Annotated in this window: 15 protein-coding genes and 1 pseudogene; 10 read left to right on the top strand and 6 right to left on the bottom strand. The window is 70.6% G+C overall.

All coding sequences use genetic code 11. The features are described 5' to 3' along the window. Positions 1 to 446: 446 nt before the first annotated feature. Positions 447 to 2,102 (top strand): MFS transporter, encoded by a 1,656-nt coding sequence (locus Q8L83_RS16365; protein WP_305288856.1) that lies wholly within the window; start codon positions 447 to 449, stop codon positions 2,100 to 2,102. 14 nt (positions 2,103 to 2,116) lie between these two features. On the opposite strand, the gene Q8L83_RS16370 is transcribed toward Q8L83_RS16365, so the two are convergent. The 3 genes from Q8L83_RS16370 to Q8L83_RS16380 are packed head-to-tail and all read right to left on the bottom strand — an operon-like array spanning position 2,117 to position 3,762. Continuing rightward, a complete protein-coding gene (locus Q8L83_RS16370) occupies positions 2,117 to 3,013 on the bottom strand; it encodes an NAD(P)-dependent oxidoreductase (protein WP_305288858.1) in 897 nt (298 codons plus the stop codon). A gap of 15 nt (positions 3,014 to 3,028) precedes the next feature. After that, a complete protein-coding gene (locus tag Q8L83_RS16375) occupies positions 3,029 to 3,400 on the bottom strand; it encodes an MliC family protein (RefSeq protein WP_305288860.1) in 372 nt (123 codons plus the stop codon). After that, positions 3,397 to 3,762 (bottom strand): cytochrome c family protein, encoded by a 366-nt coding sequence (locus Q8L83_RS16380; RefSeq protein ID WP_305288861.1) that lies wholly within the window; start codon positions 3,760 to 3,762, stop codon positions 3,397 to 3,399. Before Q8L83_RS16380 ends, Q8L83_RS16375 begins: the two co-directional genes overlap by 4 nt. Positions 3,763 to 3,938: 176 nt before the next feature. On the opposite strand from Q8L83_RS16380, the gene Q8L83_RS16385 reads away from it, so the two are divergent. Continuing rightward, positions 3,939 to 4,424: a (2Fe-2S)-binding protein gene (locus tag Q8L83_RS16385; protein ID WP_305288863.1), complete on the top strand. Its 486-nt coding sequence runs from the start codon at positions 3,939 to 3,941 to the stop codon at positions 4,422 to 4,424. Between the two features lie 16 nt (positions 4,425 to 4,440). Next, positions 4,441 to 6,639 carry a xanthine dehydrogenase family protein molybdopterin-binding subunit gene (locus tag Q8L83_RS16390; RefSeq protein ID WP_305288865.1) on the top strand — a complete coding sequence of 733 codons (2,199 nt, stop codon included), beginning with the start codon at positions 4,441 to 4,443 and terminating at the stop codon, positions 6,637 to 6,639. Here the strand turns inward: Q8L83_RS16390 and Q8L83_RS16395 are convergent. Continuing rightward, positions 6,636 to 7,256 carry a nucleotidyltransferase family protein gene (locus Q8L83_RS16395; RefSeq protein ID WP_305288867.1) on the bottom strand — a complete coding sequence of 207 codons (621 nt, stop codon included), beginning with the start codon at positions 7,254 to 7,256 and terminating at the stop codon, positions 6,636 to 6,638. The two genes, Q8L83_RS16390 and Q8L83_RS16395, sit on opposite strands and share 4 nt — an antisense overlap. A gap of 31 nt (positions 7,257 to 7,287) precedes the next feature. Between Q8L83_RS16395 and moaA the strand changes: the two genes are divergently transcribed. Genes moaA through glp form a run of 6 tightly spaced genes read left to right on the top strand, consistent with a single transcriptional unit; the run spans position 7,288 to position 11,291 of the window. Next, a complete protein-coding gene (gene moaA / locus Q8L83_RS16400) occupies positions 7,288 to 8,328 on the top strand; it encodes a GTP 3',8-cyclase MoaA (protein WP_305288869.1) in 1,041 nt (346 codons plus the stop codon). A gap of 4 nt (positions 8,329 to 8,332) precedes the next feature. After that, complete coding sequence (locus tag Q8L83_RS16405) at positions 8,333 to 8,578, top strand: MoaD/ThiS family protein (RefSeq protein ID WP_305288871.1); 246 nt, start codon at positions 8,333 to 8,335, stop codon at positions 8,576 to 8,578. 3 nt (positions 8,579 to 8,581) lie between these two features. After that, on the top strand, positions 8,582 to 9,025 hold the full coding sequence (locus Q8L83_RS16410) for a molybdenum cofactor biosynthesis protein MoaE (RefSeq protein WP_305288925.1): 444 nt from the start codon (positions 8,582 to 8,584) through the stop codon (positions 9,023 to 9,025). 57 nt (positions 9,026 to 9,082) lie between these two features. Next, positions 9,083 to 9,637: a molybdenum cofactor biosynthesis protein B gene (gene moaB / locus Q8L83_RS16415; protein WP_305288872.1), complete on the top strand. Its 555-nt coding sequence runs from the start codon at positions 9,083 to 9,085 to the stop codon at positions 9,635 to 9,637. Continuing rightward, positions 9,634 to 10,104, top strand: a complete 471-nt coding sequence (moaC, locus tag Q8L83_RS16420) for a cyclic pyranopterin monophosphate synthase MoaC (protein WP_305288874.1) — start codon at positions 9,634 to 9,636, stop codon at positions 10,102 to 10,104. Before moaB ends, moaC begins: the two co-directional genes overlap by 4 nt. Beyond that, the gene (gene glp / locus Q8L83_RS16425; protein ID WP_305288876.1) at positions 10,101 to 11,291 is read left to right on the top strand and encodes a gephyrin-like molybdotransferase Glp; all 1,191 of its coding nucleotides are present in this window, start codon (positions 10,101 to 10,103) and stop codon (positions 11,289 to 11,291) included. The genes moaC and glp overlap by 4 nt, the downstream gene beginning before the upstream one ends. Positions 11,292 to 11,362: 71 nt before the next feature. Here glp and Q8L83_RS16430 read toward each other — a convergent pair. Next, positions 11,363 to 12,223, bottom strand: a pseudogene (locus Q8L83_RS16430) (XdhC family protein); the annotation flags it as partial. Positions 12,224 to 12,326: 103 nt separating this feature from the next. Between Q8L83_RS16430 and Q8L83_RS16435 the strand changes: the two are divergent. Further along, positions 12,327 to 13,199, top strand: coding sequence for a bifunctional regulator KidO (locus Q8L83_RS16435; RefSeq protein ID WP_305288878.1), 873 nt, complete (start codon positions 12,327 to 12,329; stop codon positions 13,197 to 13,199). Here Q8L83_RS16435 and ald read toward each other — a convergent pair. Further along, entirely contained in the window at positions 13,196 to 14,311 is a 1,116-nt protein-coding gene (gene ald, locus Q8L83_RS16440; protein ID WP_305288880.1) for an alanine dehydrogenase, read from the bottom strand. The two genes, Q8L83_RS16435 and ald, sit on opposite strands and share 4 nt — an antisense overlap. Positions 14,312 to 14,348: the final 37 nt, after the last annotated feature.

Here is a 14,348-nt window from a genome sequence, read left to right on the forward strand (position 1 = left end):
CAGTTCCGAAGAACCATCGCCAGAACACCGCCGCCTGCGTTTCTCTTTCCAATTCAACAATGTCAAAGACCAAACCGGCTTCCGCCAGCCCCGCCAACCTTCCGGCCCCGGCGAGGAGCGGCGTATCTAGTCGCCACCCCGGGACCTGTCAATCAGCCTTTTGCGACTTTTTGCGACAACGCCGGTGTGGGTTTCAGGCAATTCCGGCTGCGCAGTGGGAATTGCCCTTTGCGTTCAGCGGTCTGGCCGGCCGAGGGGCAGGCGACCGGGCTTCGCGCCCTCGGCAGATAGATCGCCAGGCTTGGGCGGCGCACGCCCAGCTCGGGCGTCTGGGCCTTGTGAACAGGCGCTCGCTTGTGTGGAAGCGTCGGCGCCAGACGGCTTCCGCGCCCTGACAGACCGGTGTTACAGCTTGGCCGAGGATCGGGCTGGGGAGCGTGACGACCATGAGCGACAAGACGGCATCCGAGGGCGAGGCCGACGGGGCCCCGTCCATGCGCACCGTGGTCGTGGCCTCTTCGGCCGGCACGGCCTTCGAGTGGTACGACTTCTTCATCTTCGGGGCGCTGGCCTCGATCATCTCCCGCAACTTCTTCGCCGGCCTGAACGAGACCGCCGGCCTGGTGGCGGCGCTCGCCCTGTTCGGCGCCGGCTTCGCCTTCCGCCCCTTAGGCGCGCTGATCTTCGGGCGGATGGGCGACCGGGTCGGGCGCAAGGCCGCCTTCCTGGTGACGGTCACCCTGATGGGCGGCGCCACCCTGGCCATCGGCTTTCTGCCCACCTATGCGCAGGCTGGCCTGGTGGGGCCGGCGCTGCTGATCGTGCTGCGCATCCTCCAGGGCCTGGCGCTGGGCGGCGAATATGGCGGCGCCGCCATCTATGTGGCCGAGCATGCGCCCGCCCGCCGCCGCGGCGAGCACACCAGCTGGATCCAGGCCTCGGCCGCCTTCGGCCTCATCGGCGCCCTAGGCGTCATCCTCGTGACCCGCCGCATCCTGGGGGAAGAGGCCTTCGCCGACTGGGGCTGGCGGGTGCCCTTCCTGTTGTCGGCCGGCCTGCTGGCGGTGTCGATCTTCATGCGCCTGAAGCTAGCCGAGAGCCCCAGCTTCGCCCGCCTGAAGGCGGCCGGCGAACAGACCAAGGCGCCCTTCGCCGAGGCCTTCGGCCAGTGGCCCAACCTGAAGATCGTTCTCCTGGTGCTGTTCGCCTTCATGAGCGCCCAGGGCGCGGTCTGGTACACCACCTTCTTCTACGTGCAGATCTTCCTGGAGCGGTTCCTCAAGGTGGAGCCGGCGACGGTGAACACCCTGATGATCTGCGCCACCCTGGCCAGCGCGCCGCTCTATGTGATGTTCGCCTGGCTGTCGGACCGGGTGGGTCGCAAATGGGTCATGTGGTTTGGCATGACGCTGGCCCTGCTGGCCTTCTTCCCCGGCTTCAAGGCGCTCACCCTGGCGGCCAATCCGGCGCTCGCCGAGGCTCAGGCCGCGACCCCCGTGGTGGTGTTCGCCGACCCCGCCGACTGCGCTCTGCAGTTCGATCCCATCGGCCGGGCCCAGTTCACCTCGGCCTGCGACATCGCCAAGACCAGCCTGGCCAATGCCGGTGTCTCCTATGAGAACCTCGCCGCCCCGCCCGGCGCGGGCGCCGAGGTGCGGATCGGCCAGACCGTGGTGGTCTCGGCGGACGGCTCCCGCCTGGATGCTGCGGGCCTGAAGACGGTGCGCGCGCAGGTCGACAGTCAGATCCGCCAGGCCCTGGCCGACAACGGCTATCCGGCCGTGGCCGATCCCGCGCGGACCAACTTGGCCGCCGTGTTCGGCATCCTGATGATCTTCGTGGTGGCGGCCACGGCGCTCTATGGGCCCATGGCCGCGGCCCTGGTGGAGCTGTTCCCCACCCGCATCCGCTACACGGCCATGTCCCTGCCCTACCATATCGGCACCGGTTGGGTCGGGGGCTTCGTGCCGTTCAGCGCCTTCGCCATCGTGACGGCGACGGGCAACATCTATTCCGGGCTCTGGTATCCGGTGATCTTTACCGCCATCAGCGTCGTGGTCTGCCTGTTCCTGCCCGAGACCAAGGGAAAGCCGCTGGACTGAGCCCGTGCGGGGCCTCAGCCCTGGGGCGCAGCCAGCAGGACCTCGACCTCAAGGCCGGACTCCGCAAAGGCGCGGAGGGCGTCAGGGTCGGGCGCCGCGGTGATCAGGCAGGCGACCTTCAGCCCCTCGCCCACCAGGGCGATCAGCCGCTCGGGCGTCGCTTCGTCAGGCTCCAGCCGCTCGGCGTCCCGCCGGGCCAGGCCCAGGACCTCGCGGTCGACGTCGGGGGGAACCACCAGCACATCTGCGGCGGCCAGGACGCGGCTGGCGCGCAGGGTCAGCAGGTCGGCGGGGCCACGGCCGGCCACGAACTGCAGCCGCCCGGCCTGGGGTCCGTCCTCGCTCAGGGCTTGGCGCAGCAGCGCCTCGGCGGCCTCCATGTTTCCGGCCAGGGCCGCATCGGCCGCCGGCCCCTCAAGCGCCTTGCGGAGGAAGGTGCGTCGGCGCGGCAGGTCGGGCAGGGCCTCGCGCACCTCGTCCTGCATCTTGCGGAACAGGGCGGCGATCCGGCCGGTGCCCTCGGGGATGCGGGCCTCGATGGTGTTGCGCAGCAGCGTCGCCAGCATGGGCGAGGCGCCGCCGGTGCCTACGGCGGCCACCACCTCGCCGCGGTCGATCACCGCCGGCGTGGTGAAGTCGCAGAGGCCTGGTCGGTCGACCACATTGACCGGGACGTGGGCGGCCCGGGCGGCGGTTGCTGCGGCCTGCACGAAGAGATCATCGGAACTGGCCACGAAAACAAGGCTCGCCCCGGCATAGGTTCCGGCGAGAAAGGCCTCAGGCCCCTCCACCCGCACCAGTCGCGCTGGCGAACCATCGAACAGCCGGGCCTTGGCCTCGGCGCCCTCGCCTGAGCCGGCCACGACGATCTTGGCGCCGGCCAGGGGGAAGTAGGCGGGGAAGGCGTCCAAGCGTGCAGCTCCTTGTCAGCCTGTTTTGCAGGCCCGATAGGGCGCCCCGGCCGCCCCGTCCAGGCTCGCCTCCACGCCCTTGGTGAAGAGATCGACGCCGCCGCCGGAGAAGCGCGCGCCAGAGGCCGAAGGCGTGTGGGGCAGCCGATAGGACCGGCCGCCGGCCTGGACCACCACATGCTCGCCCGACAGGGCGTAGGCGGCCACGAAGCGTTTGCCGCCCTGGCACGCATAGGTCATGGGCGCGTCCGTGGCGTCTTCGGGACTGATGCTGACCCGGCCGCCCGAAAAGCCCGGCGCCGCGGCAGGCGGGCCGACGGTGGAGCAGGCCGCAAGGCTGAGGCCCAGCAAGGCCACGCTCAGGACGAGACGGACGGGGGAAATCATTTGAGCGTCTTCAGATAGGTCACGATGGCCGCGCGGTTCTCGGCGTTGGGGACGGCGACCATCATGCGCGTGCCAGGCGCGAAGGCCATCGGCTTCGCCAGATAGGCGTCCAGAGCCGCGTCGGTCCAGGTTCCGCTCTTGGCCTTGAGGCCCGCCGAATAGGCGTAGTCGTCGCGCCCGGCGATGTCGGCGCCGGCCACGCCTGCGAGGGTCGGCCCCATCGGCGTGCTCTTGGCCCCGTGGCAGGTCTTGCACTGCAGGTTGAACAGCTGCGCGCCGTCAGCGGCGAAGGACGGGCTGGCACCCATGAGGCCCGCGGCGAAGGCGAGGCTGGCCAGGACGGGAAGGGCGGGACGGATCATCTGGTCTCCGGGTGGTCGGCCGCATGGCGCAGGTCAACATAGGCGAGCTTCAGGCCGATGACAGGGCGCAAAGGGCGCAAAGGTCACAGGCCTCAAGTCCGTTCGGCGACACTTACGCTTCCGAACCTGCGGGCCTATGTTCAAGGTGAAGCTGGACGCTCGATCAGGGGAAAGCCATGGCCGCGACGCTGGACGTGAATGGAAAGCCGCTTTCTGTACAGGCGGCCGACGATACGCCCCTGTTGTGGGTGCTGCGAGATGAACTGGGCCTGACCGGAACCAAATATGGATGTGGGATCGCCCAGTGCGGCGCCTGCACGGTTCTGGCCGACGGCGCCCCCATCCGATCGTGCCTGACACCCATCGCCGCCGTGACCGGCGCCAAGATCACCACAATCGAGGGCCTTGAGGGCCGTCACCGGCTGCAGGAGGCCTGGGTCAGGCTGGACGTGCCCCAGTGCGGCTACTGCCAGTCGGGCCAGATCATGTCGGCCGTGGCCCTGCTGGAACAGTCGCCCCAGCCCACCGACGACGAGATCGATGCGGCCATGAGCGGCAATATCTGTCGCTGCGGCGCCTATCAGCGCATCCATGCGGCGATCAAGGACGCGGCCGGCCAGCCAGCCCCTGGCCAGACCACCGACAGCCAGACTCAAGCCTGAACCGGCGGGGACAGCCATGAACGCACCCTTTGACCGTCGCCGCGCCCAGGCCGGCCCTTCCCGCCGCGACGTGATCGTCACGGCCACCGCCGCGGGCGGCGCCCTGCTGGTGGGATGCTCGCCGACCAACCTGATGGCGCTCGGCGCCGAGAACGAGGTCGGCGCCTTCGGACCCTTTGTGAAGATCGCGCCGGACGGGGCGGTCAGCGTGGTCTGCAAGCACATCGAGTTTGGCCAGGGCAACCATGCCGGCCTCGCCGCCATCGTCGCCGAGGAGCTGGACGCCGACTGGGCCCGGGTCGGCTGGGAGCACGCCCCGGCCAACGCCAGGCTCTACGCCAACGGCGCCATGGGCGCGCAGCTCACCGGCGGCTCCTCGGCGATCAACAATTCCTGGGATCAGCTGCGCAAGGCCGGCGCCGCCGCCCGCGCCATGTTCGTCCAGGCCGCCGCCGCCCGCTGGGATGTGGCCGAAGGCGAGATCACCGTGGAGAACGGGGTGGTCAGCCACGCCGCCTCTGGCCGCACCACTGACTTCCGCGAGCTGCTGCCCGATGCGGCCAGGCTCACCCCGCCGGCCGAACCGACGCTGAAGGATCCCGCCCGCTTCACCCTGATCGGAACCGACCGGGTGCGGCGCAAGGACAGCCTGGCCAAGAGCACCGGCCAGACCCGTTTCACCATGGACGTCCAGGCCGACGACCTGCTGGTGGCCATGGTCGCCCACCCGCCCCGGTTCGGCGCCAAGGTGGCGAGCTTTGATGCGGCGGCGGCCAAGGCCGTGCCCGGCGTGGTCGAGGTCTATGAAATCCCCACCGGCGTCGCCGTGGTGGCCAGCAACACCTGGGCCGCCAAGCAGGGCCGCGACGCGCTGACCGTCACCTGGAATGAGGACAAGGCCGAGACCCGCAGCTCGACCGACATCCTCGTGCGCTTCCAGGGCCTGGCCAGCGGCTCGGCCGATCTGGCCGAAGGCGAGGAATGGCAGGCCTTCGAGAGCCAGGGCGACGCCGCCAGCCAGACGGGCGACGCCCTCGAGATCGGCTACGACTTCCCCTATCTCGCCCATGCCACCATGGAGCCCATGAACTGCGTGGCCCAGGTGTCGGGCAACAAGGCCAGGCTCACCTTCGCCTCCCAGGGGCCGACCCTGGACCAGCTCAATGTCGCCAAGGTCGTGCTCAACCTGCCCGGCTCGGTGGAGATCGAGACCCTGCCGGCCGGCGGCTCATTCGGCCGGCGGGCCAACTTCCAGTCCGACTTCGTGGTCGAATGCGTCGAGATCGCCAAGAAGGTCGGCAAGAACCGGCCGGTGAAGCTGGTCTGGACCCGCGAAGACGACATGGCGGCGGGCTATTTCCGCCCCCTGGTCCACCACCGGGTGCGGGTGACCACCGACGCCGAGGGCTATCCGGCCGCCTGGACCCATCGCATCGTCACCCAGTCGATCATGAAGGGCGCCCCCATGCGCGGCGGCGGCGTTGACGAAAGCGCGGTCGAAGGCGCCAAGGGCTCGCCCTACCTTGCGGCCACGCCCCACGTGGACGCCCAGTTGCTGACGCCGGATATCGGCGTGCCGGTGCTGTGGTGGCGTTCGGTGGGTGCGACCCACACCGCCTATGTCATGGAGCACACCATCGACCAGCTGGCCCGCAGGGCCGGCCAGGATCCCGTCGACTACCGCCGCGCCCTCTATCGGAAGGCCGACGCCAAGCGGCATCTGGCCGTCCTCGACCTGGCGGCAGAGAAGTCCGGCTGGGCGACGCCTGCGTCCGAAGGCTGGACCCGCGGCGTGGCGGTGCACGAATGCTTCGGCTCGGTCGTCGCCCAGGTGGCCGAGGTGAGGATGGAGAATGGCGAGCCCAAGGTCGGCCGCGTGGTCACCGCCATCGACTGCGGCACGGCCATCTCGCCCGACCAAATCGCCGCCCAGATGGAGGGCGGGACCTGCTATGGCCTGTCCGCCGCCCTCTATGGCGAGGTGACCCTGACCGAGGGCCGGGTCGACCAGACCAACTTCGACACCTACCGGGTCCTGCGCCACAGCGAAGCCCCCAAGGTCGAGACCTACATCGTCGCCCAGCCTGCCGGCGCCCACCCCACCGGCGTCGGCGAACCCGGCACGCCTGTGATCGGCCCGGCCGTGGCCAACGCCCTGCTGGCCCTGACCGGCGACGCGATCACGGCGCAGCCGTTTGTGAGGGCGCAGGCCTAGCCAGCCAGGTCCCCTGGCTGATCGACGTCGAACAGCACGCCCGCGTCGTCGGTCTCGATAAGCGCCAGGCGCGGCCCCAGGCCCGCCAGCGCGGCGCGGGCGCCCTCGTCGCCTGAGGCCTGGCGGAGGGGGGCGAAGAGTCCTGCCCCGAACAGCACCGGATGACCCCGGCGGCCGCCGCAGACCGGGGCCGCCGCCGCGGCGCCGGTTTCCACCGCCTCGACCAGGCGCGGTAGGACAGCCGTGGGTATCCTCGGCATGTCCCCCAGAAAAACGAAGGCGCCGGCGCTGTCCGCCGGCAGCAGGGCCGCCCCGGCGCGAAGGGAGGCGCCCATGCCCTCGGCGTGGTCGGCGGCGTGGACGATCTGCAGACGCCCCCCTTGGCCCTGACGTTCGGCGAAGGCCCTTGCGGCCGTCGCCACGTCTGCGGCCTCCGATCCCGTCACCAGGATGATCGTCGAAGCCGGGCTGGCGAACGCCGCCTTCAACGCGCCGTCGAGCAGAACCCCGTCCTCGAACGGCGCCAGCAGTTTGCGGCCGCCGAACCGGCGACCGGCGCCAGCCGCCAGGACAATGGCGCTCCAGGCCGCCTGATTGCGCTCCACCCCTGTCGCCATCGCCTGCCCTCACCTATGTTGGTCAAACGCCATGACGCCTTACGACGCCCCATCTTCGCAAGCGCCAGCCGCCACGGCGGCGCCCCTGATCGACGGCTTTGGCCGGACGGTGACCTATTTGCGGGTCTCGGTCACCGATCGGTGTGACCTGCGCTGCGTCTACTGCATGGCCGAGCACATGGTCTTCCTGCCCAAGAAGGACCTGCTGACGCTTGAGGAACTGGACCGGGTCAGCAGCGCCTTCATCGCGCTCGGCGTGCGCAAGCTGCGGATCACCGGCGGCGAGCCCCTGGTGCGCAAGGGCGTGATGAACTTGATCGAGGGCCTGTCGCGGCATCTGAAGTCCGGGGCGCTGGATGAGCTGACCCTGACCACCAACGGCACCCGCCTGGCGGAGTTCGCCGAGCCCCTGGCGGCCGCCGGCGTGCGGCGGATCAACGTCTCCATCGACACCCGCAAGCCCGACCTGTTCCGCCGCCTGACCCGCGGCGGCGACGTGACCAAGGTGCTGGCCGGCATCAAGGCCGCGCAAGACGCGGGCATCGCCGTCAAGATCAACGCCGTGGCCCTGGCGCAGGACAACGCTGCGGAACTGCCCGACCTGATCGCCTGGGCGCACGGCGAGGGCCTCGACGCCACCCTGATCGAGACCATGCCGCTGGGCGAGATCGAGGAAGACCGCACCGACCAGTTCTTGTCGCTGGCCAAGGTGCGTCAGGAGCTGGAGAGCTTCTGGACCCTGGAGGACATTCCCCTCTCCACCGGCGGCCCCGCCCGCTATGTCCGGGTGGCCGAGACCGGCGGACGGCTGGGCTTCATCACGCCGATGACCCACAACTTCTGCGAGGGCTGCAACCGGGTGCGCCTGACCTGCACCGGCACCCTGCACACCTGCTTAGGGCAGGAGGACGCCAGCGACCTGCGGGCCGTCCTGCGCGCCGGCGCCGATGACGCCGCCCTGGTGGACGCCATCCGCCTGGCGGTGGACGGCAAGCCCAAGGGCCACGACTTCCGGATCGAGCGGTCCGCCGCCCCGGCGCTCGCCCGCCACATGTCAACCACCGGAGGCTGAGGCCGTGACCCGGGTCCTGCTGTTTGGTCGCCTGAGCGACATCGCCGGCTGGCGGGAAAAGACCCTGGAGCCGGCGCCCGCCCGCCTCTCCGATCTCCGCGCCCTGTTGGCCGCCGACGACGCCGCCCTGGGCGAGGCCCTGGCCGCGCCGGGTGTCCAGGTGGCGCTGGACCAGGTGCTGGCGCGCGATGACGCGCCCCTGTCGGCCCGCTCCGAAGTCGCCTTCCTGCCGCCCATGAGCGGGGGCTAGCGGCTGATGATCAGCCTCACCGACCAGGGCTTCGATCCCGGCCCCCTGCTGTCGGGCTTCTGCCGCGGGCGGGCCGAGACCGGCGCGGTGGCGAGCTTCACGGGCCTGGCCCGCGCCGAGGGCGGCGAGACCAGGATCCTGGAGCTGGAGGCCTATCCCGGCTTCACCGAGACGCAGATTGGCGCCATCGCCGAGACGGCCAAGACGCGGTTCGAACTTCACGACCTGATGATCGTCCACCGCATCGGCCAGATCGCGCCGGGCGAGCCTATCGTCTTCGTGGCCACGGCCGCGGCCCACCGCCGAGCGGCGTTCGAGGCGTGCGACTATCTGATGGACTATCTGAAAAGCCGCGCCCCCTTCTGGAAGAAGGAGCATGGCCCCGACGGCGCCCGCTGGATCGAACCCCGGGCGCAGGACCACGAGGATATCGCCCGCTGGGCATGACGGGGCGCCCCGCCCCGGCTAGAACGTCGCCAGACACCTGACCCCAAGGAGCCGATCATGAACGCGCCCGCCTTCGCCCCCGGGGGCAAGATCGATGAAGCCAAGACCCTGGTCCCGGTCCGTATCGCCGTCCTGTCGGTCTCCGACACCCGGGATGAAGAGACCGACACGTCCGGCCAGATCCTCGCCGACCGGGTCACCGGCGCCGGCCATGTTCTGGCCGGCCGCACCATCGTCCGCGACGACGTCGAGGCCATCCGCGGCCAGGTCCAGGCCTGGGTCGCCTCGGGCGAGGTGGACGCCGTGGTCACCACCGGCGGCACCGGCATCACCGGCCGCGACGTGACGCCCGAAGCCCTGCAGCCCCTGTTCGACAAGACCCTGGACGGCTTCTCCGTGGTCTTCCACATGGTCAGCTACCAGTCGGTGGGCCTGTCCACCCTGCAGAGCCGCGCCACCGCCGGCATCATCGGCGGGGTCTTCGTCTTCTGCCTGCCCGGCTCCAACGGCGCGGTGAAGGACGGCTGGGACAAGGTGATCTCAGCCCAGCTCGACAGCCGGCACGGCCCCTGCAACATGGTCGAGCTCATGCCCAGGCTGATGGAGCGGTGAGCGGCCTCACCCACATCGACGAGACCGGCCGCGCCCATATGGTCGATGTCTCGGACAAGGCGGTCACCGCCCGGGAAGCCGTGGCCGAAGGCTTTGTCCGCATGACGCCAGAGACCCTGGCGCTCGCCCTCTCCGGCGACGCCAAGAAGGGCGATGTCCGGGCCACAGCCGAGATCGCCGGCATCATGGCCGCCAAGCGCACCAGCGAGCTGATCCCGCTGTGCCATCCTCTGGCCCTGTCCAAGGTCGAGGTCCGCGTGGCGCCGGGCGAGGGCGGCCTGTCGGTCACCGCGCGGGTGCGCACCACCGGCCAGACCGGCGTCGAGATGGAGGCCCTGACCGCGGTCTCGGTCGCCTGCCTCACCGTCTATGACATGCTGAAGGCCGCCGAAAAGGGCATGGTCATCGAGGCTGTGCGCCTGACCGCCAAGTCCGGCGGCGCCTCCGGCGACTGGTCGGCCCCATGAAGCTGCTGGCCGTCGAGGACGCCCGGGCTCGCATGTTGGCCGAGATCGCGCCGCTTCCGAGCGAGACCGTGCCCTTGCGCGCGGCGATCGGCCGGGTGCTGGGCGAGGATGTCGCCGCGATCCGCGACCAGCCGCCCTTCGACGCCTCGGCCATGGACGGCTGGGCGGTCCGCAGCGGCGACACGCCTGGGACCTTGCGCATCATAGGCGAGAGCGCCGCGGGCCACGGCTTTGCCGGCGCCCTGGGCGCAGGCGAGACCGTGCGCATCTTCACCGGCGCGGCTGTGCCGGCCGGCGCCGACGCCATCGTCATCCAGGAAGACGCCCAGCGCGACGGCGAGACGGTGACGACGCCCGGGACCCGGGCGGGCCAGCACCTGCGCCCCCGGGGCGGCGACTTCAAGTCAGGCCAGGCCCTGCTGCGCGCCGGCCAGCGCATCGATCCCTGGCGTCTGTCGCTGGCCGCCTCGGCCGGCCGCGCCGAGGTGTCGGTCCATCGCTCGCCCAAGGTGGCGATCATCTCCACCGGCGAGGAGATCATCGAGGCGCCCGGCGCACCTGGGTCGTTCCAGATTTATGATTCCGGCGCGCCAGCCCTGCTGGCCATGGCCCGCGCCTGGGGGGCGGAGGCGCAAAAGCTCAAGCCTGTCCGCGATGATCTGGACGCCGTCATCGCCGCCTTGCGGGACGCCGAGGCCGACCTGATCGTCACGGTGGGCGGGGCTTCGGTGGGCGACCACGACCTGGTGCGGGCTGCGGGCGAGGCCCTGGGCCTGTCGATGAAGGTGGCCAGCGTCGCGGTGCGGCCGGGCAAGCCGACCTTCTTCGGCGTCCTGGCCGACGGCCGCCGGATGTTGGGCCTGCCGGGCAATCCGGCCTCGGCCTTTGTCTGCGCCGAGCTCTTCCTGCGCCCGATCCTGGCGGCCTATCAGGGCGATCCGAAGCCGTTCGCCACGATCACCGCACGCGCGGCGACGCCGCTGGCGGCCAACGGACCGCGGGAGCACTGGATGCGGGCGAAGCTCGCCCATCAGGACGGCGCGATCAGCGTCCAGCCCTATGGGGATCAGGACTCCTCGCTGGTCACCGTGTTCGCCGTCGCCGACGCCTTGCTGCGGCGCCCGCCGGGCGCGCCCGCGGTCGAGGCCGGCGGGCTGGTCGAGGTGCTGCCATTGGCCCGCGCATAGCGCAGGGCGACGATCTCTCCGATCACCGACAGCGCCACCTCCCAGGGAGCCTTGCCGCCGATATCCAGGCCGATGGGGGCGTGCAGCCGCGAAAGGTCCGCCTCGCTGAGCCCGGCCTCACGCAGGCGGGCCAGCCGCTCAGCCAACCGCGCGCGGGCGCCCAGCAGACCCACATAGGCCGCCTGGGACGGCAGGGCGGCGCGCAGGGCGGCCTGATCGGTGGCGAGATCATGGGTGGCGATGGCCACCGCCGTCCAGGGATCGAGGCCGATGGCGGCCAGGGCCTCGCCGGGCTCATCCCGTCGATAGGCCACCTGGGCCAGGGGCGGCGGCTCGGCCGGCCCCTTGGGCCGCACCAGCGTGGTCTCGAACCCCGACTGGCCGCCAAGGGCGGCGATGGCCAGGGCCGTGGGATCGGAGCCGACCACCACCAGCCGAGGGACCGGCGCATAGTCCCGGCGGATGGCGCCCTCCCACCCTTGAGCCGCCTCAGGCGCCACGCAGACCCGGCGGCGGCCATCGCTCAGCCAGACGCAGGGTTTACGCTCATTCTGGGCGGCAAAAAGATTGGCCAGGGCGGGATCGTCGCTCGCCACCTTCTCCAGGAAGATCTCGATCCGTGCGCCGCACAGGAGCTGGATGTCCGGCCAGGGGCTCCCCTCCCCGTAGACCAGGGTGCGGGGCGCGCCGTCCTCCAGGCAGGCCTGGGCGTGGGCGGCCACGTCGGATTCGACACAACCTCCTGAAAAATAACCTGAAACTACGCCCTTCCCGAACACCATCTGGGTTCCCACAGGCCGGGGACCGCCGCCGCCAAGCGCCGTCAGGGTGGCCATGACCAGGGGCGCGCCGGTGGCCGCGGCCTGGCGAAGGGCGGGACGGACGTCCTCGTCCAGGCCGAAGATGGGCCATTGCGGAAGCGGTTCGGTCATGGGCCAGATTAACTCCCGTGAAAGGTTCCAGATACGGGTTCTTTAGGCCTCACAGATAAGCATGACCCTCGACAAGTGTAGTTCTTAGAGCGTCCGCCCGCCCATGACCTCTCCGCTCGCAAAGCTCGGCCTCGGCTCCGGCCAATTCGTTCTGGACCAGGCCACCGTTCGCGGGCGCCCGGCCCGGGCCGAAGTGCAGGACATTCTCTCCGTGGCTCATCGGGCGGGCCTGTCCCTGTTCGATGTGGCGGGACGCTCGGCGCAGGGCGAGACCCTGATCGGCGAGGCCCTGCCCAAGCCCATTCCGTTCCGCGTGTCCGTGACCACCATCCGCGCCGATCGCGGCCCTGACATGGTCGAGGCCGAGGTGCGCGCCTCCATGCGCCGGCTCGGCGTGGCCCAGGCCGACTGCGTCCTGGTGCCCTCGGCCTCAGAGCTGTTCGGTCCCCACGGCATGGCGCTGTGGACCCGCCTGCAGCAACTCCGTGACGCTGGCGTCTGCCGCCGGATCGGCGTGGCGGTCTTCGCCTCCGACGATCCCGTGGGCCTCGCCCGTCGTTTCCGCCCCGACGTGATCCAGGCGCCGGCCAGCCTGCTCGACCAGCGGCTGCTGATCGACGGGACCCTGGCCACCCTGGCCGCCATGGGCATCGAGGTTCAGCTGCGCTCGATCTTCCTGAACGGCCTGATCTTCCTGCCGCCGGACCGGGCGCCCAATCATCTGAAGGCCGCCGCCAGCCGCATCTCGCGGGCTCGCCGGCTGATCGCCGAAGGCCGCAGCGACCCGTTGCAGGCGGCCCTGGGCTTCGCCCTGTCGCGGCCCGAGGCCACCACCGTGCTGGTGGGCGTCACCTCGGCGGCCGAGCTTTCGGCCGTCGTCGCCGCCGCCTCTAGCCCGCCGCCGGACCTGGACTGGGACGACATGGCGCTGGACGATCCCGTGGCGCTCGACCCCAATCAGTGGGCCGCGGCTTAGCGCTTCCAGACTCCGTAAGGATCGACCGAGGTCCGTCCCAGCGCCTGCGCCACGGCCGGGTGGGTCAGTTCGCCCTTCAGCACATTAAGCCCCCGCGCCAGGTGGGGGTCGTCCTTGAGCGCGTCCAGTCCCCGGTCGGCCAGGGCCAGGCCGAATGGCAGGGTGGCGTGCACCAGCGCCTCTGACGAGGTCCGCGGGGCGGCGCCGGGCATGTTGGCCACGCAATAGTGGACCACGCCATCGACCACATAGGTCGGATCGGCATGGGTCGTGGGCCGGGAGGTTTCGAAGCAGCCGCCCTGGTCGATGGAGACGTCCACCAGCACCGAGCCCGGCTTCATCCGCGCCAGATGCTCACGCCGGACCAGCTTGGGGGCCGCGGCTCCGGCGGTCAGCACGGCGCCGATCACCACATCGGCGCGCAGCACCTCCTCCTCCACCGCGTCCAGAGTGGAATAGCGGGTCAGGACGCGGCCCAGGAACATGTCGTCCAGTTCCCGCATCCGGGGGATGGAGCGCTCCAGCACCACCACCTCGGCGCCGAGACCAGCGGCCATGCGCGCAGCGTTCATGCCCACCACGCCGCCGCCCAGGACACAGATCCGCGCCGGCCGCACGCCGGGCACCCCCGATAGCAGGAGCCCCATGCCGCCATTGTGCTTGAGCAGGGTCTCACCGGCGGAAAACACCGCGATCCGGCCGGCCACCTCCGACATGGGCGCCAAGAGCGGCAGTCCGCCGGCGCGATCGGTCACGGTCTCATAGGCGATGGCCGCGCAGCCCGAGGCCAGCAGCCCCTCGGTCTGGGCGGGGTCCGGCGCCAGATGCAGATAGGTGAAGAGGATATGGTCGGGGGTGAGTCTGGCCCATTCGACCGCCTGCGGCTCCTTGACCTTCACGATCAGCCGGGCTTGCGCGAACACCGCCGCGGCGTCCGGCGCCACTGTGGCCCCGGCCCGCTCGTAGTCCTGGTCGGCATAGCCGGCGCCCTCGCCGGCCCCGGTCTCGACGATCACCTGATGGCCGTGGGCCACATATTCCCGCACCGCCGTGGGCGGCAGACCCACGCGATGTTCGTTGGGCTTGATCTCGCGGGGCACACCAACGCGCATGAAGGCCTCCTACGGGGCAGATTGTTTTACCAATCTA

It is taken from the genome of Phenylobacterium sp. (genome assembly GCF_030680185.1).
GTDB lineage: Bacteria > Pseudomonadota > Alphaproteobacteria > Caulobacterales > Caulobacteraceae > Phenylobacterium.

Coding starts and splice junctions, on each gene's coding strand:
- Q8L83_RS16380 (WP_305288861.1), bottom strand. CDS start 3,762: ATGATCCGTCCCGCCCTTCCCGTCCTGGCCAGCCTCGCCTTCGCCGCG.
- Q8L83_RS16375 (WP_305288860.1), bottom strand. CDS start 3,400: ATGATTTCCCCCGTCCGTCTCGTCCTGAGCGTGGCCTTGCTGGGCCTC.
- Q8L83_RS16395 (WP_305288867.1), bottom strand. CDS start 7,256: ATGGCGACAGGGGTGGAGCGCAATCAGGCGGCCTGGAGCGCCATTGTC.
- moaB (WP_305288872.1), top strand. CDS start 9,083: ATGAACGCGCCCGCCTTCGCCCCCGGGGGCAAGATCGATGAAGCCAAG.
- moaA (WP_305288869.1), top strand. CDS start 7,288: ATGACGCCTTACGACGCCCCATCTTCGCAAGCGCCAGCCGCCACGGCG.
- glp (WP_305288876.1), top strand. CDS start 10,101: ATGAAGCTGCTGGCCGTCGAGGACGCCCGGGCTCGCATGTTGGCCGAG.
- Q8L83_RS16365 (WP_305288856.1), top strand. CDS start 447: ATGAGCGACAAGACGGCATCCGAGGGCGAGGCCGACGGGGCCCCGTCC.
- ald (WP_305288880.1), bottom strand. CDS start 14,311: ATGCGCGTTGGTGTGCCCCGCGAGATCAAGCCCAACGAACATCGCGTG.
- Q8L83_RS16385 (WP_305288863.1), top strand. CDS start 3,939: ATGGCCGCGACGCTGGACGTGAATGGAAAGCCGCTTTCTGTACAGGCG.
- Q8L83_RS16435 (WP_305288878.1), top strand. CDS start 12,327: ATGACCTCTCCGCTCGCAAAGCTCGGCCTCGGCTCCGGCCAATTCGTT.
- Q8L83_RS16390 (WP_305288865.1), top strand. CDS start 4,441: ATGAACGCACCCTTTGACCGTCGCCGCGCCCAGGCCGGCCCTTCCCGC.